This window comes from Candidatus Omnitrophota bacterium (assembly GCA_030650275.1).
Taxonomy (GTDB): Bacteria; Omnitrophota; Gorgyraeia; order Zapsychrales; family Fredricksoniimonadaceae; genus JACPXN01.
On the sequence record JAUSEK010000001.1, the window covers coordinates 1 to 17,419 of the forward strand.

Genomic DNA, 17,419 nt, shown 5'->3' on the forward strand with positions numbered 1-17,419 from the left:
ATGCTGTCCTTGATCTTCTTCTTGTACCAAGTGGCAAGGATAAGGGAGTTGTAGACCTGACGGAGTTGGGCGAAGTTCTTGTTCTCGTTGACTTCCTTGGTCAGGGCTGGGATTACTATTTCACGGACGATTTGACTGCCTAAGGCGTTCATGTCTGGTGAGGCGGTAAGGGGGTTTCCCTGGGATGCTTTCGTATTCAATGCTTGGTTGGTTGGCAGCGCGCTCGGGGACACGTTCTGCGGAACATGTCCCCTGGTAGGCGTTCGGTTGTTGGCCAAGGCAAGATAATCCTGTTCAAGCATGACCTTTAATCTGGATTCAACAACATAGGCAGTACCTGCCTCGGCGTTCTCGTAGACCACTGCCTTCTCAGGGACTATCCAGACCTTGTTGAAGGTATTGACCGGGATGTTGGTTGTCCCAAATCTCTTGTTGGCTTCTTCATACACTCTCTTCCAGAAGGTTTTGCCGAATTCATCTTCGGGATAGATCAGAGATGCGGTAATCTGCTTTAAGAGATAGTCCTGGGCTAAGAGATCTCTTCCCATCTCGGTCTGACCAAAGGATGTGGGGACAATCCTATCCTTCTCATAGGGGGAGAGGTTGACCCAGAGGTCTTTCTCGGGGACGGTCAGAGAGGCGAGGAAATATTTGATCAATTTCATTGATTCGTTTTGTAGAGACGCAGCATGCTGCGTCTCTACGTCACCGGTATCCAATATGAAATCAAACCGAAACGGATTGTCGGGATGGACCTTGAGGCCTTTGAGGATGGGGGGATTGAATTGAGGGCTTAAGGAAACCCGGACACCGGGGGCAGGTAAAACCAGTTCCCCCTCTGCCGAGCAAGCAATAGGGCAAATGGCCAAGCCATTGCCCAAAAAAGCAAAAAGAGTCCCTAAAAGGACCGTCTTTCTTAGATTTATATTTAGGGACATGTCAAAAGTGTATACTATTTATATGAGTTTTGCCAATTTTCAGCCCACTTTACCCCCTCCCTAACCCTCCCCACAAGGGGGAGGGAAATTCCAGGAAAGCGCTTGCTTTTCGGGGCGGTATAGGGTATATTTGATACATATGAACAGGCCTATTCACAGCTTCCATATCCCGGTCATGGGCACCGCCTTTTCCATTGACACACCGGTCAAGGTGGCCCGTTACGGCATTCACTCGGTTATTTCTCTGGTTGATGACACCCTCATTGAACAGATGCGCAAGCATTATTGCGAAAAGACCGGGGAGCCCTATGTCCCCATCACCAAACAGGACGAGGATTACCGGGCGTGGCGCATCAGGGCCTATCTGGACCTGGTGGACCGCATCGTCCAGAAACAATTCGCGGACGTTAAGAGATCGCATTTTGGGCCGGCTAGCGAGATTACAAAATATTTTGAAATGCTTGATGACGCCAGCCCCTTGAAGGAAAAATACCGGAGAATGCTGGCCACGCACAATCCCCTGCTCAAGATCAAATTGCAGGAAGAATTGCGCGCCGAAATGCGCCCCGGCGACATCAATGTCAACATCATGACCAAGCTGGACCGGGACAATTACGACGCCAAGGGCAACAAACTGCCTCCTGAATTTTCCGACGCGCTGGCCGCCCTTCGCGGCTATGCCACCAGCGGCCTGCGTTCCGCCATCGTCTTTTCCGCGGGCATCAACCGCCGGCTCTATTCGTATGCCGAACAGTTCAAGGACTTTTACGCGGACGCCACGGGCGACATCAAAAAGAAGATCATCCTCAAGGTCAGCGATTTCCGCTCCAGTTTCATCCAGGGAAAATTTTTCGCCCAAAAGGGCCTGTGGATCTCCGAATACCGCGTTGAATCGGGCCTGAACTGCGGCGGCCATCTTTTTGCCACCGACGGGTATTTGATGGGCCCCATCCTCGTGGAATTCCGCGCCAAGAAAAAAGAATTCGTCCAGCAATTGCACGTCCTCTGCAACAAGGCGCTGACATCAAAGGGTCGTCTGCCCTTTGCCCAACCGCACCCGATCAAGATCACGGCCCAGGGCGGCATCGGCACGGTGCGGGAAGACAAATTTTTACGCGAACATTACGATCTCGACGGCACCGGCTGGGCCACTCCCTTTTTGCTGTGCCCCGAAGTCACCAACGTGGATGACGTGACCCTGCAAAAACTTTCCCTGGCCACGGAAGACGACCTGTATGTTAGCGACGTGTCGCCCCTGGGGGTCCCTTTCAATAATTTGCGTGGCTCTTTGAGCGACACGGAAAAAGATGCCAGGGTGCTCCACCACAAGGCCGGCAGCGCCTGCCCCAAAGGACATTTGGTGTCCAACACGGAATTCACCAGCGAACCCATCTGCACGGCTTCGCGCCAGTACCAGAAACTCAAGATCGACCAGCTGGACACCCTCGGTCTTGACCCCGAAAAATACAAAATACGTTTCGACCGGATCGTGACCAAGGCGTGCCTTTGCCATGACCTGGGCGAAAGCGCCGTCGTCAAAAACGGCATCCAGACCAGGGTCCCCGGTTTTCCGGCCATCTGCCCGGGGCCGAACCTCGCTTATTTCTCCAAGATCGTCACGCTCAAAGAGATGGCGAACCACATTTACGGCCGTATCAACCTGCTCAACGACACCCCGCGGCCGAACATGTTCATCAAGGAACTGCGCATGTACATCGACTATTTGCGCAAGGACATTGAAAAATCTTTGAAGGACTTGAATGAACACAAGGCCAAATATTTCACGGAATTCAAGGACAATCTCCTGGAAGGAATTTCGTATTACCGCGATTTATTCCCGGAAATGGTGGAGGAGTCCTTGGAGTTTCGTACCAAAACGCTCAATGAACTGGAAGAGTGCCGGCAGAAATTGCTGCAGCTGGTTGATGATCACGCCAAGGCCTTTATCCACACCCAGGCATTGGTTGCGGCTTAAAACTTAAGAATAAATCTCCCCGCCCTTAGCACGGAATTCCTCGGCCTTTTTGTTCAGTCCCTGCTCAACATAATCGCGCACGTCCTGTGTGATCCTCATCGAACAAAAATCCGGGCCGCACATGGAACAGAAATGGGCGAGTTTGGCGCCTTCGGCGGGGAGCGTTTCATCGTGGAAGGATTCAGCGGTTTCGGGGTCCAGCCCCAGATGGAACTGGTCTTTCCAGCGGAATTCAAAACGGGCTTTGGATAACGCATCGTCCCATGCTTTAGCGCCGGGATGGCCCTTGGCCAGGTCCGCGGCATGGGCGGCTATTTTGTAAGCGATGATGCCGTCCTTGACGTCTTTCTTGTTAGGAAGCCCCAAATGCTCCTTGGGGGTCACGTAACACAGCATGGCTGTGCCATACCAGCCGATCATGGCAGCACCTATGGCCGAGGTGATGTGGTCATAGCCGGGAGCCACGTCGGTGGTCAAAGGCCCCAGCGTATAGAACGGCGCCTCATGGCAGATCTTTAACTGCTTGTCCATATTCTCCTTGATCAAATGCATGGGCACGTGCCCCGGCCCCTCGATCATCACCTGCACATCGTGTTTCCAGGCGATCTTGGTCAATTCTCCCAGGGTTTCTAATTCCGCGAACTGCGCCGCGTCATTGGCGTCGGCAATGCTGCCCGGACGCAAACCATCGCCCAGAGAAAAAGAAACGTCATACTGCTTCATAATTTCACAAATTTCTTCAAAATGCGTGTAGAGAAAACTTTCCTTGTGATGGGACAAGCACCATTTAGCCATGATGGACCCGCCGCGCGAAACAATGCCTGTCATGCGTTGGGCGGTCAACGGGATGTAGCGCAGTAAAACCCCGGCGTGCACCGTGAAATAATCCACCCCCTGCTCGGCCTGCTCAATGAGCGTGTCACGGTAAATTTCCCAGGTCAGGTCCGCGGCTTTTCCTCCCACCTTTTCCAGCGCCTGGTAAATGGGCACGGTGCCGATGGGCACCGGGGAATTGCGCAAGATCCATTCGCGGGTCTCGTGGATGTTCTTTCCTGTTGAGAGGTCCATGACCGTGTCCCCGCCCCAGCGGATGGACCAGGTCATTTTTTCCACTTCCTCGGCGATGCTGGAGGTCACGGCGGAATTGCCGATATTGGCGTTGATCTTGACCAGAAAATTGCGGCCGATGATCATGGGCTCGGTTTCGGGATGATTGATGTTCGCGGGGATGATGGCGCGGCCCTGGGCCACTTCACGGCGCACGAATTCGGGTTCGCATCCTTCCCGCAGGGCGATGAATTCCATCTCCGGCGTGATGATACCGCGGCGGGCATAATGCATTTGCGTGACGTTGGCGCCTGCTTTGGCGCGCAGGGGTTTGCGGATGCCCGGAAAACGAACAGGGGCCAGATCCAGATCATTTTCCCTCTGCCTGCGGTACTCCGAGGTGGACTGGGCTAAATATTCCACATCGCTTCTGCCCAGGATCCAATCACAGCGCAAAAACGGCAGGCCCCGCGTAATGTCCACCTTCACCAAAGGATCGGTGTAAGGACCGGAGGTGTCGTAAAGCCGCACCGGCGCGTTATCGGAAGTTTTACCGTTGTGACTTTGCGTCGGGGAAAGAACAACTTCCCTGAAGGGCACACGGACGTCCTTATGCAGGGAACCGTTCTGGTAGACCTTTCGGGACCCCGGCAAAGGTATGTAGCTTAACAGCGTGGCGTCGGGAAGTTTTTCCTGTTTGAGGAATGTGCTCATTTAACTGAACGATGTACCGCATCCGCAACTGGATTTGGCATTGGGGTTATGGTATTTAAAACCGCTTTCGCGCAAGGTATCAACGTAATCGATCTCAATGCCTTTGATGAACTCAACGCTTTCCTGGTTGACGATGACCTTCAGGCCCTTTTGTTCAAAAACAATGTCATTCTCATAAGGGTTCTTCTGGAATTTCAATTCATAGGACATGCCCGCGCAGCCGCCGGTGGTGACGCCAAAGCGCAAGGCATATCCTTCCTTGCCTTCCTTGGCCATCATGGCCTTGACTTTCGCGGCTGCCGCGTCGGTCAATGTGGCTAATGGTGTATTCTCCATAATTTAATTATAACACAACGGGAAAGCTTGTTCAACTGCGGAGGTTCTAACTCGGAGGGTCACCGGCATTACCTTCAATAACGCATTGAAAACCCGCAAAATGGGTTTAAATCATCCGCGGCGGCCGTCGCGCCTATATTAATACCCATATCCAATTGTATATATTCGGTCAAAGCGTAGGTTAATCCGGCATCAACCGTTGCGACCAATTTTGCATCCTCTTCTGTGCTGATATGACTGAAGAATTCCACATAACCGCTTAGGCCGCCGACGATGGCGTGTCCAAAAGTAATAGAATGAATATATTCCCTATGATAGTTGTCATCCGATTTATTTTTATTAAGATCAACTTCAGCCATCAAACCCATATTCCACTCAGCGGCAAGCCCGACAGCCAAGGGAACAATGATCCCGCCTTCCATATCGTCGTTACCAAAATGACCCCTATCAGTTGGAAATTTAATGAAAGGCATCAAGGCCAAAGCTGTCTGCCCGCCATCATTTCCCCATATATTGACCTTAAGACGGGTTTGCATATCCCCAAATCCTTCTTTGGTTGAGTGGACCCCGTCTTCTCTTGTTTTCTCATGGGCATAAGGATTAATGATCACTTGCAGATCCGCGTTATTTAAAAGTCCGATCTTAAAATTTGCAGGGGCGTAACTAAACGTATCAACGCGGGTTTGTGGTTCATCCGGGTTATGATGGTCATAGGCATGATCGATCAGGCTCATTTCTACCTGAACGTGGCCGGCATCAACGGTATAAGGACTTTCAGTTTTATCCGGACGGTCTGTGCTCATCTCACGCATCAATTCAACCGGTGTCGGATGAAATAAATGGTATTGTTGCTTATTGGACACTGCTTGGTCAGCGGCTTGGGCTGAAACGGCATGGAATAAAAATATCAGTAAGGCCAAAATTTGTTTGCGATGCATCATTACTCCCTAATCTTTATTTTTCACTTGAGCATTAACAGGGGGCGTTCAGGAGGCTCATTTTAGATTTGATGACGCCGTAATTGCGTTGGGAAGAAATGAGGTAAAATTCCTTCATCTGCCAGGGTCTGGGGGTCTTAGTAAAAAAGGCGGTGTCCACTTTGTCCAGGACCTTGCCGCTCTCGACGGCGCGCAGGTCATAGCCGGCCGAGCGGATGATGGGCCAGGAGCCGGCGAAATCCCAGATGTGGCAGCGCAAAAAACACCCGCAACCGCGGCCCAAAGCCGACCAGCACAGATTGACAACGGCACAGGCCGCGATCATGATGTGAAAATCCTTGTCATTCCAGCGGTATTTGTCAAAAAACGTATCATTGCAGAAAAACAGCGACTTGGCTGAAATTTGCTCATCAACAGGAACAATGGGCGTGCGTTTTTCATCGGCGCTAAAGGCGTTGCGGACATAATACGAATGCGCGCCATCGCAAAAGAACAGTTCGTTGAGGACCGGAAAATACACAACACCCAGCCACGGTTGACGGTCTTTCATAAGCCCCAGGGAAATGCCGAAGAGCGGCATGCCCTTGGCATAAAGCCGCGTGCCGTCAATGGGGTCCAGAGCCCAAATAAATTTCTTTTTAGCCAGGAAACTGTCATCAAGATACTCGCCGATGCGCGGGTCTTCCTCATCAATGAGCACGTGGTCCGGGTCCTTGAGAAATTCCCCCAGCGACCGGCGGCAAAGCCCGGAAATGGCGCGGTCCGCTTCGGTGATGACGGACTGGTCGGATTTCAAGGCCGATCCGCCTTCAGACATATATTTTAAAGCAATACTCCCCGCTTCGCGGATGAAGCTGAACATTTTTTCAAGATAAACAGCTGAATTTTCCATATTATTGTTTTAAACTGGAACGGATCATGAGGATAGGGATATCGGTGTGATGGCGCAAGGTATTGGCGACACTACCCAAGATCACATCCTTGATAAAGCCATGCCCGTGGGTGGACATGGCGATCAGGTCGCATCCTTCCTGTTCGGCCACGGCCAGGATCCCGTCAACGGGTTCTTTCCCCTGTATCAAAATGGCCTTGACCTTAAAACCATCCGCGGCCAAAGCGTCGCGGATGGTATTCAGATAGATATGGTCCTTGGTCATTTCCTCGGAATCCGCAAGGTTCAGGTCATTTTGCAGGCGCGCGGTAAAACCGTCAGCCACGTGCACCAAAACCAATTTTGCCTTGGTCATTCTTGCCAGAGGACGGATGTGTTCAAGGATCTTGGTGTCCGTCAGGGGATTATCCAAAGAAATAAGGATCTTCTTATACATGCCCACCTCCAAACCAGCCGGATACCGTCTGGTACAACAAATATCCATTTAATACCACAATGATAGCGGTAACGCCCCAGGCCGTCAACTGCAACCACCAGGGATTGCTGAAGCGGTCCATTTTCTGCCTGTCCCCTGTAAACCAGACCAGGGGAATGACAGCAAAGCTCAACTGCAAAGAAAGGACGACCTGACTTAAGATCAGGAGGTCTCCCACCCCTTTTTCACCGTAAAGTATAGCAACGATGACCGCGGGAACAATGGCGACCAGGCGGGTCAGGAGCCGGCGCATCCACGGCCTTAAACGGATGTTCAAAAATCCTTCCATGACGATCTGGCCGGCCAAGGTCCCGGTCAAGGTGGAGTTCTGACCAGAAGCCAGAAGCGCCACCGCAAACAAGGTGCTAGCAAAGGTCGCCCCCAAAACCGGCGTCAACAGACGGTACGCGTCATGGATGTCGGCGACATTCTGATGGGCTGTCCCGTGAAAGGCCGCGGCGCTGACGATCAGGATCGCGGCATTGATAAAAAACGCGCACAACAAAGCGGCGGTCGAGTCAATGGTGGCAAAACGGATGGCCATGGCCTTGCCCGCGTCATCGCGTTTATAAGCACGGGTCTGCACGATGCTCGAGTGCAGATACAGATTGTGCGGCATCACCGTGGCCCCCAGGATGCCGATGGCGATATACAGCATGGACGGGTTAAAAACGATCTCGGGTTTTGGAAGCAGGTTCGCGATGATGGCAGGCATCGAAGGATGGGACACGGCCATTTCATAAGCAAAACATCCGCCGATCACAACGATCAAGGACGCCACAATGCATTCCAGGATGCGAAAACCCTTGTGCTGAAGGAACAAAATGATCATGACGTCCATGGCCGTCAGCAGGATCCCGACGATCAAAGGAATGCCGAACAAAAGATTTAATGCGATGGCAGAACCGATGACTTCCGCCAAGTCGCAGGCGGCAATGGCGATCTCACAGAGGACCCATAGGCCGATGGCCACCGGTTTGGAAAAATGGTCCCTGCAGGCCTGGGCCAGATCGCGGCCCGTGACAATGCCCAATTTCAAGGCCAGATGCTGGAGCAAAATGGCCATAAAATTGGAGATCAGAATAACGGATATGAGCGTATAACCGAATTTGGCGCCGCCGGCCAGGTCGGTCGCCCAATTGCCCGGATCCATGTATCCGACCGCCACCATTAATCCTGGTCCCGCAAAGGCCAGCATCTTTCGCCATACTCCGGCCGTTGCAGGTACAGCAACCGAAGCATACACTTCAGATAAGGTGAAGAGGGTGACCTCACGGCGCCATGGTTTGCTCATACCCCTGCTCCCTGGCATTTGGCGCAAATCCCGTAAAAATGCATTTCATGTCCCAGCACTTTGAACCCCTCTTTCTCTAAAATAGGATGATAACGGCTGTCTTCGCCCAGGTCCGGAAATTCAATGACCCCGTGACAGCGCACGCAGCGGGCATGATGATGCGGTTTTTCATCATAAATGTGCTCAAAATGCTGATGCTTTTCCCCAAAGGCCGTTTCGCGGACGACGCCGGCCTCCAGCATTTCCCTTAAAGAACGGTACACGGTGGCCCTGGAAATTTTCGGCTTGTGCCGGACGCAGAATTTTGCGATCTCTTCGGTGGTAAAATGGCCATGGGCGTTCATGACCTCTTTAAAGACCCCTGACCGCCCGCGGCTGACCTTTAAACCCGCGCGAGAAAGGTATTTCTCAAACTTGCAGTGCTCCCGGGCAATGGATGTTGTTTCCATATGAGATACTGTATCGTCCAAAAAATAAAAATCAAGTTCTTTTTTTAAAGAGCTTTAACACATTAATCGCGCCACTTGATGGAACAGCCCATGGAGGGGAATTGTTGGACGGCAACAGGACGGCCGGCAGACATGTTGTTCATCGCCTCCTTCAATTCTTCGCGGGTCACGGCGTCTTCGTCCTTCCAATTGTCGTCCACGCGGCCGTGATAGGCAAGTTTTCTATCTTTGTTGAACAGATAAATGTCGGGCGTGCATTGGGCGCGGAAGGCATCGGCGACTTTTTGAGTTTCGTCAGCCAGATACGGAAAATCGATCCCCCATTCCTTGATCTTGAGCGCCATCTTGTCCGGAGCGTCGTCGGGAAAGTTAGGATTGATGTTGGGATTGATGGCCACGGTATTGACCTTCATCCCCTTGCCGTATTTGGCCAGGCGCAATAACCGCGGCCACACCGCCAAAGCATACGGGCAATGATTGCAGGTGAAAGCCACCAAAAGCCCGCGCTCACCGTACAAATCGCTTCCCTTATAGGATCTTCCGGACGGGTCTTTGAGCTGGAAATCCGGCATCAGAGTACCTAACGGTATTTTGATGGATTCCAATAAAGCCATTTGAATGGGTCCCTGACTTTTTGTGCTATAATTATTTTGAAAACAAAACCATTATACGGACGCGAATCTATATGTCAAGAACGCTGCTGATCCAACAATACGAGCTCGGCCCCTTGAACAATTTCCTCTATTTGCTGGGCGATACGGCCACCAAAGAAATGGCGGTCGTGGACCCGGCCTGGGAGCCGGATTTCCTCTGTAACGAGGCCGAACGTCTGGGCTACCATATCACCAAAATATTTTTGACCCATGGCCACCCTGACCATGTCAACGGCCTGGGTGGTGTTCTGCGCCGTCACAACGTTCCGGTCTATATTTCCAAGCACGAAGCGCTGTTTTTTCGTCCCAGATCCAAAAATCTGGTGGATGTCGTGGACAAAGAAAAACTTTCATTGGGGGATATCACCTTTGATGTCCTGCACGCGCCGGGGCATACGCCAGGATGCCAGCTCTTTTTGGCGCAAGGCCAATTGATCAGCGGGGATGTGCTTTTTATTGATGGATGCGGCCGCTGCGATCTTCCCGGCAGCGACCCGAGGGCCATGTACCGCTCCCTCACCAACGTCCTCATGAAACTGCCCGACGACACCGTGGTCCATCCGGGACACAATTACGGCCCCACCCCCACCGACACCATCGGCCATCAGAAAAAAACCAACCCCTACCTGCAATGTTCCAGTATGGAAGAATTTCTAGGCGAGCGGATGGGTCTTTAAAAAATCACTGGGGGAGAGTATTTCGATCTTTTTAAAATACCCTAAAGACAAAAGATGAGCATCACCTGAAACAATACAGTCAACGCCCGCACTCACAGCGCATTCAAGAATACGGTTATCATCAGGATCATTCTTAATAACGGCAACTTTATGAGTGACAACCACCAGTTCAACGAGTTCAGAAAGTTCATGGGCTATCTGCTGTACAACAGAAACCGGTAGTCGAAACTTCTTATCGACCAGGACCTCCGCCAATTCCTTAAGGATATCTTGAGACAAAGCGATCCTGATTTTTCCCGAAATCCCCATATCCAGAATATCACGGCTTTTTCCGCCAAACATGATTGCCGAAATAAGAACATTTGTATCCAAAACTATCTTCAAACCATTACCCTTTCCTGAGGCGATAATCGGCAATGGCCCCGGCAATGTCCTTTTCCTTTAACCCGACCGCTTTAACATGTTGCCTGGTTGACCGAAAAATCCCTTTCCACACGCGTTTTTTGGCAATGTACGCCCGCGCCGCTTCCCGGATAAACTCGGAGCGGCTGCGCGCCTCCTCGCGGCTGACAGAATCGATATCCCGCAAAAGCTCATCTGAAAATGAAATATTCACTGTCTGCGTTTTCATATCTTCACCTCCCAATACAAGTATATACAAACTTTGTATATAATGCAAGGTCAATAATCAAAAAATTTGTAATAAGTTAGCTCTAAAAACGAATTCCCTCCCCCACCGTGGGGAGGGTTAGGGAGGGGGGATTTTTATTGCTGTGTGAGTTTTTTACCGAAAATTGCAAATCGTGTTCCAGGGACATGATAAATATGATGGCTTTTGACCAAACTATTCAGATATTTGAAGACATCCCGATGAATTATGTAGTCAAAATCGTGCCGGATGATCACCCCCGAATCCGCGAGCATCTTGAAGGCGTTCTCGGATATCTTGAGAAAAGTAGACGATGCCTTATTTTAGCTGGAAAGATTTCAGGGCTTCTTCGACCTTTGAAGAGGACTGGGGATATTTGCGGATGGTGGTCAGAAATGTCAGGATATAGGCCTGGTCCCTGCGGATGGTCCAGGCCACGACGGCTTTAAGATTATCGGGTTTGGGCGCCTCGAACACCAGGCGATGCCCCTTGCGGCCGCCAAACGCAATGGGCTTGTCTTCAATGATCTTGATATTGGTCTTAAAGACCGCTGCCGTCTGCTCGACGATGGTCCGGCTGAAGGTCTTGATGCTGGCGATCTCGTCAGGCACGGGCTGGATGGTGATGTTGATGTTCTCGCGAAAGACGTCCAGGGCGGTTTCTTTGGGGGACAAAAAGACAACCGCCACCCCCGGCTGCGGACTTTCGATCACCTGCCAGTTTTTGGGATAACGGACAAAGAATTTATACGAAGAATTCTGATAATCCGCGAATTGGCCGGCATGATAAACGATCAAAATAATGCCGGCCGCCATGGCCAGGGCGGCCATAGCCCCCACGGTAATCAAAATGTTCTTTTTGGTTTGGGTCTTCATCTATGAATAAAATTTCTTACCCCGGTCTCTCAATTGGATCAGATACCGGCAGGGCTTGAAACGCCCGTCCTTGAACCTGGTTTCCAGGGCCTCCATCTGTTTGACAAGGGCCTCGATGCCGACGCTGTCGGCATAACGCAAAAGCCCTCCCCGAAACGGCGGGAACCCCGTGCCCATGATCATGCCCGTGTCCACCGTATCAGCCCCGTCCACAATCCCCTCTTGAAGGACCATGGCCGCCTCATTGATCATGATGCCGATCATGCGCCCGATCGCCTCTTTTTCATCAAACCGGCCGCTGTTTTTGACCAAGGCGGTGATCTGGCCATTGACCGCGCCCCGCCTGCCGGCGGGGTGCACATAAAAACCTTTACCGGATTTTTTACCCAGCCATTTCATTTCATAGGCCTTGTTGAAAATACCGCAGGGCGCGAACCTGTGCCCCAAGCCGGCCTCCAAAATATGCAGGACCTTGACCCCGACGTCCAGGCCGACCTCATCGGATAAAGTGAAGGGCCCCATGGGCAAGCCGAAATCCGTGGCAATTTTGTCAATGCGCTCGATGGACCCGCCTTCTTCCAAAAGACGTCCAGCCTCATTGACATAACCCAACAGCACGCGGTTGACCAAAAAGCCCGGCGCGTCCTTGACGATGACCGGGATCTTCCCCAAACGTTTGGCGAATTCAATGGCCGTGACCAGGGTTTCTTTGGAGATCTGCGGGGTCGTGATGACCTCGATCAAAGGCATGCGGTGCACGGGGTTAAAAAAATGAAAACCCACCACCCTGGACGGGTCTTTGACGATGGCCGCCATTTGGGTCACGGACAGCGACGAGGTATTGGACGCCAGGATGGCGCGTACCGGTAAGGCATCGCTCAAGTCCTTAAAGACCTTTTTCTTGATGTCCATGTCCTCCACCACCGCCTCAATGGCGATATCGCAATCGGAAAAGCCGATATAGTCCACGGCACCGGAGATCATGGCCATTTTATTGGCCACCTCATGCGGCTTCATGCGCCGGCGTTTAAGGGCTTGGTTGTACACGTCATACGCGGCCTTGAATCCTTTGGCCACGGCGTCATAATTGATATCTTTGAGCCGCACCCATACCCCGCGATTGCTCAACAACTGGGCAATGCCCCCGCCCATGACACCAGCCCCGATCACCGCGACCTTACAGATCGGCAGGGGCTGGACACCATCGCATCCGGGCGCTGTCAATTTCTTGAATTTCTCCGAGAGGAAAAATACTTTGACCAGATTTTTAGAAACAGGCGTAACGACCAATTGGGCGAACGCGGTGGACTCCATGTCTAAAGCGGTGTCCCTCTTTGAGGAAAATGTCTTTTGGACCACGTCCAGCGCCTTGAGCGGTGCTGGATAAAAACCCTTGGTGCTTTTCAGGACTTCCTTACGCGATCGTCCAAAGACGACACTGCGGCCCAACGAAGTATTTTCAAGGAAAGCGTCCATGCCTTTGCGGGGATTTGGACGAAAGATCCGCTGGTTGGGCACACGGACGATCTCCCCGATGAATTCGGCCAAGCGCTGCGGCAGGCCTGCCTGCGGATAAAGACGGTCCACCAGCCCCATCCTGAAAGCCGCCTCGGCGCTGACCGGAGCGCCGGAAAGGATGAGTTTCAAGGACCCCTGCAAACCGACCAGACGCGGCAGACGAAAAGTACCGCCAAAACCCGGAACGATCCCCAGATTGACCTCCGGCAAACCGATCTTCACCTTATCATTGAACGTCGCGATACGGTAACGGCATGCCAAAGCCAGTTCGCATCCGCCCCCCAGGGCCGCGCCGTCAATGACAGCCACCGTCGGGAAAGCCAAGTCCTCCAATTTGTCCAGAACCCTTTGCCCGGCCTGCGATTTGGCCTTGCCGTCGTTGACCTCAACGATGTTCTCGATCTCCTTAATGTCCGCGCCGGCGATAAAAATGTCCTTTTTCGCGCTTTGGATGATGAGGGCCGTCAGCGGGGGCCTGTTCTTGATCTCGTCAAGGATCCTGTCAAAACGGGTGATCACGTCAGCGGTCAGCACATTGACCTTGACGTCGGGGGCGTCAAAGGTGATGATCCCGATGCTGGCTTCCTGTTTAAAAAATACGGGCATTTGATTTCCTTTAATGTACGGGCACGGCATGCCGTGCCCCTACAGTCAACGTTCCAAAACTACGGCTGCCCCCTGGCCTCCGCCAATACACAAAGACACTAATCCCCTATTGAGGTTATTGCGTTTCAAATGTTTCAACATGGTCAAAATGAGCCGCGCCCCGGTGGCACCGACGGGATGCCCCAAAGCCACGGCCCCGCCGTTGACGTTCAGCTTGGCCGGATCTATGGACCCTGTATACCCCTCATAACCGAATTGCTTGGCGAATTGCGGCGAATCCATGGCTTTCAAACAAGCCAAGACCTGCACGGCAAAGGCCTCATTGATCTCAACGGCCTGCATGTCGGACAATTTCAAACCCGCTTTCTTTAAAGCTATGGGAATGGCGTGGGCCGGGCCTATGCCCATGCGCCGCGGCTCCACTCCGGCAAAAGCGAAAGACCGGATATACCCCAGGGGCTCAAGGCCCAATTCTTTCGCGCGGCTTTCGGAAGCGACCAAAAGGGCCACAGCCCCGTCGGTGATCTGGCTGGCGTTGCCGGCCGTGACCGTGCCGCCGGTCCTGTCAAACACGGCTTTTAATTTACCCAGGGCCTCCATGGTCTGCCCCTCGCGGGGACCATTGTCATCCATCACAAGTTCCCTGAATTTCGGACCCGGAATGACCGGCACGATCTCCTGGCGCAGCGCATAGCGGCCGGCAATGGCCTTTTGATGGCTCAACAAAGAAAATTCGTCCTGTTCTTTGCGCGTAATGCCGAATTCCTTGGCCAGCACCTCCGCGGTCTGCCCCATGCCCAAACCGCAGACCGGATCGGTCAAGCCCAGCATGAGACCGATGCGCGGGCTGAAATGACGCGGACGAAATTTTAAAAAGGCCCACAACCTGGCCACGGCTGTTTTGGCCCTCTGCACTTCGCCGAATATCTCCTGCGTGTCTTTGCGGAAAAAAAACGGGATATTGCTCATGGATTCGGTGCCGCCGGCCAAAATACAGCGGCCTTCCCCGGTCCTGATCCTGACGGCGGCGCTCACCACGGCCTCGATGCCGGAAGCGCAATTGCGATGCACGGTGAAAGCCGGCGTCGTCACAGGGATGCCGGCCAGCAAAGCGATGACGCGCGCCACGTTGGCGGCGTCCATCGGCTGGGCCACGTTGCCGAAGATCACCTCGTCGATGACCTTGACATCAAGCGCCATACGGTCGATCAGTTCCCGCGCGGCGATGCGCGCCAATTCCTGCGCGCTCAAATCATTAAAAGCCGTCCCCATCTTGCAAAACGGGGTCCTGATGCCGTTGACGACCGCGATCCTTTCCATCATTTTTTACGCTTTCGGCCGGATATCCACGATCCGTTTTTCCTTGTTGGCCGTTTCCAGTTCCAGACGTTTGACCATTTCGGAAAGCGGGATGATCTTCACCTCGTTGGGGGAAATCTCCGCGCTGGCCACCAGTTTGCTTTTGACATCGTCCGCCAGAGCCGACGCATCCTGCCCTGCTTTAGGCGTGATGTACACGGCCACCTCGTCCACATCATAGGGATCATTGTTGTGTTTGCGGATCTCGATCTGCCATTCCTCAACATACGGGATGTCGCTGATGACACTGCCGAAATGGCTCAAATTGACCAAAGCGCCTTTGATCTTGGACAATTGCAGGTCTTTATTGTCGGAAAGGCGGGTGATATCGCTCGACAACCGCAAGGTCGTCCTCCGGCAATAAGGACATGCCCCGTACGTCATGCCGCCTGTGACGATATCGCCGGTGCGGTAACGCAGGACAACGCTGGCACGGGCATCCAGCGCGGTATAGACCAGTTCCCCATCCTGGCCTTCTTCCTTGATCTGGCCTGTTTGCGGGTCAACGATCTCAAAGATCTCTTTGTCTGGATAAAGATGATAACCGCTGGAAACGTCATGGGGCGCCGGGCATTCGGCCCAGGCCGAACGCGCCTCTGTAAAACCATAGGTCCCGAAAATAAAAACGTCCTTGGCCCCCTGCCGGGCGAGCATCCCGGAGAGTTTTGCTTTATACCCCGGGGTGACCTTGGCGGCGCCCAGCACGATCTTTTTGATGTATGAGAGGTCCTGCCCTTTTTCCTGGGCAAAACGCACCAGATGATAAACGTAACTGGGCACGCCCAGGACCACCGACGGTTTGATGCGCGAGAGCGCGACCATGTTGCCCTCGGTGCCCAGGACCTTTCCCCCGCCGGTGCTCAAAGAGAATACCCCCGATTCCAGCGCTCCGAAAAACACCTGCCAGAACGCCAGATGCGGGGCAAAAGGAAAAATGTTCATGATGCGCTCATCGGGCGCGATATCGAACAGACGCACCATCCGGCTTCCGGAAAGGTTCAAATTGCCGATGTCAGCGCGGCTGTAGATAAAAGGCACGGGGCTGTTGGTCGTTCCGGTCGTGAACGTCATAAAGACCGGACGGTATTCGCGGCCCAGACGGTCCTGGACATGTTCTTTGCCTTTGCATAAAGACAGGGCCGCTAACTTCAATAATTCACTTTTGGGCCAAAAGCGGCGCATCTTTTCCTGGTCCGGCGCAAGGACGAAATCGCGGAATTTCTGGGGGTTTTCTTTGGAAATGAGGTCCAGTTTGCTGGTGAAAGGAAGGTGCTTTAAGTCCGCGGTACCGCGGATATGGCGGGGATCAATGTTGTTGTCATCAAATAATTTGCGGTAATGGGGACTGAACGGATAAACGTGACGGTTGATGAAATGGCGTAACTTCCGGTCCTGGAGGGCTTTGACTTGAACGTACGATAAAGACGTGAGATCAGACCACGGATCCATACTTTTTAGTGTAGTATAACCCGCCGCGGGTGACGAGCGAAATCTCAAAAAAGAAATCCCCGTTTCTGCCCAATGGCGGAAACGGGGATTTTCTTTCTCAAAGACGAATTAATTACTTTTGCGCGGGAGCGGGAGCTGCAGCCGGAACAGCGGCAGGGGCCTCTTCCTCTTCAGCCGGATCTTCTTCGGCAGGAACAACAGGCGCTTTGGCTTCGGCAACTGCTTTGGCTAACTTCTCGGCGAACGGGGTCGAATCAGAATCATAGGCGGCCTTGCCCTTAGGGCAGACATTGAAAGAAACGCCCTCGGCTTCCATCTTGGTATAATCATTGGGGTCATTCAAATTCAACTCACGGCCGGTCAAAGGACAGATCTTGTTGCCCGCTTCTATAACAACAGGGGCGGCGGGTTCGGCGGCAACGGCAGGTTCTGCGGTAACAGCGGGTTCGGGGGCGGTTTGGGCGAAAACAATACCCGCGGCAAGAGCGAATGCGGCGGTCAAAACAACCAATTCCTTATTCATAACTTCTCTCCTTTTTTTAGATAAGAACTATTTCTTATACATTACCACAGA

The 17,419-nt window shown here is 52.7% G+C and carries 18 protein-coding genes; 2 read left to right on the forward strand and 16 right to left on the reverse strand.

Features of this window, described 5'->3' with window-relative positions:
- A partial coding sequence (locus Q7K71_00005; GenBank protein ID MDO8674486.1) for a hypothetical protein occupies positions 1 to 665 on the reverse strand: 665 nt, incomplete at its 3' end.
- A gap of 412 nt (positions 666 to 1,077) precedes the next feature.
- On the opposite strand from Q7K71_00005, the gene Q7K71_00010 reads away from it, so the two are divergent.
- Positions 1,078 to 2,913, forward strand: a complete 1,836-nt coding sequence (locus Q7K71_00010; GenBank protein MDO8674487.1) for a hypothetical protein — start codon at positions 1,078 to 1,080, stop codon at positions 2,911 to 2,913.
- Positions 2,914 to 2,916: 3 nt separating this feature from the next.
- Here Q7K71_00010 and thiC read toward each other — a convergent pair whose 3' ends face one another.
- From thiC to Q7K71_00050, 8 genes are all read right to left on the reverse strand, one after another.
- The gene (thiC, locus tag Q7K71_00015) at positions 2,917 to 4,674 is read right to left on the reverse strand and encodes a phosphomethylpyrimidine synthase ThiC (protein MDO8674488.1); all 1,758 of its coding nucleotides are present in this window, start codon (positions 4,672 to 4,674) and stop codon (positions 2,917 to 2,919) included.
- A complete protein-coding gene (locus Q7K71_00020; GenBank protein MDO8674489.1) occupies positions 4,675 to 5,010 on the reverse strand; it encodes an iron-sulfur cluster assembly accessory protein in 336 nt (111 codons plus the stop codon).
- A 74-nt stretch (positions 5,011 to 5,084) separates the two neighbouring features.
- The gene (locus Q7K71_00025) at positions 5,085 to 5,951 is read right to left on the reverse strand and encodes a transporter (protein MDO8674490.1); all 867 of its coding nucleotides are present in this window, start codon (positions 5,949 to 5,951) and stop codon (positions 5,085 to 5,087) included.
- A gap of 31 nt (positions 5,952 to 5,982) precedes the next feature.
- A complete protein-coding gene (locus tag Q7K71_00030) occupies positions 5,983 to 6,840 on the reverse strand; it encodes an inositol monophosphatase family protein (GenBank protein ID MDO8674491.1) in 858 nt (285 codons plus the stop codon).
- Position 6,841: 1 nt separating this feature from the next.
- Positions 6,842 to 7,276, reverse strand: a complete 435-nt coding sequence (locus Q7K71_00035) for a universal stress protein (GenBank protein MDO8674492.1) — start codon at positions 7,274 to 7,276, stop codon at positions 6,842 to 6,844.
- Positions 7,269 to 8,609 (reverse strand): Nramp family divalent metal transporter, encoded by a 1,341-nt coding sequence (locus Q7K71_00040; protein ID MDO8674493.1) that lies wholly within the window; start codon positions 8,607 to 8,609, stop codon positions 7,269 to 7,271. Before Q7K71_00040 ends, Q7K71_00035 begins: the two co-directional genes overlap by 8 nt.
- The gene (locus Q7K71_00045; protein MDO8674494.1) at positions 8,606 to 9,058 is read right to left on the reverse strand and encodes a transcriptional repressor; all 453 of its coding nucleotides are present in this window, start codon (positions 9,056 to 9,058) and stop codon (positions 8,606 to 8,608) included. The genes Q7K71_00040 and Q7K71_00045 overlap by 4 nt, the downstream gene beginning before the upstream one ends.
- A gap of 62 nt (positions 9,059 to 9,120) precedes the next feature.
- Positions 9,121 to 9,672, reverse strand: coding sequence for a thioredoxin family protein (locus tag Q7K71_00050; protein MDO8674495.1), 552 nt, complete (start codon positions 9,670 to 9,672; stop codon positions 9,121 to 9,123).
- Positions 9,673 to 9,743: 71 nt separating this feature from the next.
- Between Q7K71_00050 and Q7K71_00055 the strand changes: the two genes are divergently transcribed.
- On the forward strand, positions 9,744 to 10,388 hold the full coding sequence (locus Q7K71_00055; GenBank protein MDO8674496.1) for an MBL fold metallo-hydrolase: 645 nt from the start codon (positions 9,744 to 9,746) through the stop codon (positions 10,386 to 10,388).
- On the opposite strand, the gene Q7K71_00060 is transcribed toward Q7K71_00055, so the two are convergent.
- The 7 genes from Q7K71_00060 to Q7K71_00090 form a co-directional block, all read right to left on the reverse strand.
- A complete protein-coding gene (locus tag Q7K71_00060; protein MDO8674497.1) occupies positions 10,365 to 10,772 on the reverse strand; it encodes a putative toxin-antitoxin system toxin component, PIN family in 408 nt (135 codons plus the stop codon). The two genes, Q7K71_00055 and Q7K71_00060, sit on opposite strands and share 24 nt — an antisense overlap.
- A 4-nt stretch (positions 10,773 to 10,776) precedes the next feature.
- Positions 10,777 to 11,019: a ribbon-helix-helix domain-containing protein gene (locus Q7K71_00065; protein ID MDO8674498.1), complete on the reverse strand. Its 243-nt coding sequence runs from the start codon at positions 11,017 to 11,019 to the stop codon at positions 10,777 to 10,779.
- A gap of 336 nt (positions 11,020 to 11,355) precedes the next feature.
- The gene (locus Q7K71_00070; protein ID MDO8674499.1) at positions 11,356 to 11,913 is read right to left on the reverse strand and encodes a PsbP-related protein; all 558 of its coding nucleotides are present in this window, start codon (positions 11,911 to 11,913) and stop codon (positions 11,356 to 11,358) included.
- Positions 11,914 to 14,037: a 3-hydroxyacyl-CoA dehydrogenase NAD-binding domain-containing protein gene (locus tag Q7K71_00075; protein MDO8674500.1), complete on the reverse strand. Its 2,124-nt coding sequence runs from the start codon at positions 14,035 to 14,037 to the stop codon at positions 11,914 to 11,916. It abuts the gene before it with no gap.
- A 45-nt stretch (positions 14,038 to 14,082) separates the two neighbouring features.
- Positions 14,083 to 15,360: a thiolase family protein gene (locus Q7K71_00080; GenBank protein ID MDO8674501.1), complete on the reverse strand. Its 1,278-nt coding sequence runs from the start codon at positions 15,358 to 15,360 to the stop codon at positions 14,083 to 14,085.
- A gap of 3 nt (positions 15,361 to 15,363) precedes the next feature.
- Entirely contained in the window at positions 15,364 to 16,845 is a 1,482-nt protein-coding gene (locus Q7K71_00085) for an AMP-binding protein (GenBank protein ID MDO8674502.1), read from the reverse strand.
- A 112-nt stretch (positions 16,846 to 16,957) separates the two neighbouring features.
- A complete protein-coding gene (locus Q7K71_00090) occupies positions 16,958 to 17,368 on the reverse strand; it encodes a hypothetical protein (protein MDO8674503.1) in 411 nt (136 codons plus the stop codon).
- Between the last annotated feature and the right edge of the window lie 51 nt (positions 17,369 to 17,419).

What these genes read in the sequence shown, in the direction of transcription:
- Q7K71_00020 (MDO8674489.1), bottom strand. Translation starts at nt 5,010, where the DNA reads ATGGAGAATACACCATTAGCCACATTGACCGACGCGGCAGCCGCGAAA.
- Q7K71_00075 (MDO8674500.1), bottom strand. Translation starts at nt 14,037, where the DNA reads ATGCCCGTATTTTTTAAACAGGAAGCCAGCATCGGGATCATCACCTTT.
- Q7K71_00055 (MDO8674496.1), top strand. Translation starts at nt 9,744, where the DNA reads ATGTCAAGAACGCTGCTGATCCAACAATACGAGCTCGGCCCCTTGAAC.
- Q7K71_00035 (MDO8674492.1), bottom strand. Translation starts at nt 7,276, where the DNA reads ATGTATAAGAAGATCCTTATTTCTTTGGATAATCCCCTGACGGACACC.
- Q7K71_00010 (MDO8674487.1), top strand. Translation starts at nt 1,078, where the DNA reads ATGAACAGGCCTATTCACAGCTTCCATATCCCGGTCATGGGCACCGCC.
- thiC (MDO8674488.1), bottom strand. Translation starts at nt 4,674, where the DNA reads ATGAGCACATTCCTCAAACAGGAAAAACTTCCCGACGCCACGCTGTTA.
- Q7K71_00025 (MDO8674490.1), bottom strand. Translation starts at nt 5,951, where the DNA reads ATGATGCATCGCAAACAAATTTTGGCCTTACTGATATTTTTATTCCAT.
- Q7K71_00085 (MDO8674502.1), bottom strand. Translation starts at nt 16,845, where the DNA reads ATGGATCCGTGGTCTGATCTCACGTCTTTATCGTACGTTCAAGTCAAA.
- Q7K71_00030 (MDO8674491.1), bottom strand. Translation starts at nt 6,840, where the DNA reads ATGGAAAATTCAGCTGTTTATCTTGAAAAAATGTTCAGCTTCATCCGC.
- Q7K71_00065 (MDO8674498.1), bottom strand. Translation starts at nt 11,019, where the DNA reads ATGAAAACGCAGACAGTGAATATTTCATTTTCAGATGAGCTTTTGCGG.
- Q7K71_00040 (MDO8674493.1), bottom strand. Translation starts at nt 8,609, where the DNA reads ATGAGCAAACCATGGCGCCGTGAGGTCACCCTCTTCACCTTATCTGAA.
- Q7K71_00050 (MDO8674495.1), bottom strand. Translation starts at nt 9,672, where the DNA reads ATGGCTTTATTGGAATCCATCAAAATACCGTTAGGTACTCTGATGCCG.
- Q7K71_00045 (MDO8674494.1), bottom strand. Translation starts at nt 9,058, where the DNA reads ATGGAAACAACATCCATTGCCCGGGAGCACTGCAAGTTTGAGAAATAC.
- Q7K71_00090 (MDO8674503.1), bottom strand. Translation starts at nt 17,368, where the DNA reads ATGAATAAGGAATTGGTTGTTTTGACCGCCGCATTCGCTCTTGCCGCG.
- Q7K71_00080 (MDO8674501.1), bottom strand. Translation starts at nt 15,360, where the DNA reads ATGATGGAAAGGATCGCGGTCGTCAACGGCATCAGGACCCCGTTTTGC.
- Q7K71_00070 (MDO8674499.1), bottom strand. Translation starts at nt 11,913, where the DNA reads ATGAAGACCCAAACCAAAAAGAACATTTTGATTACCGTGGGGGCTATG.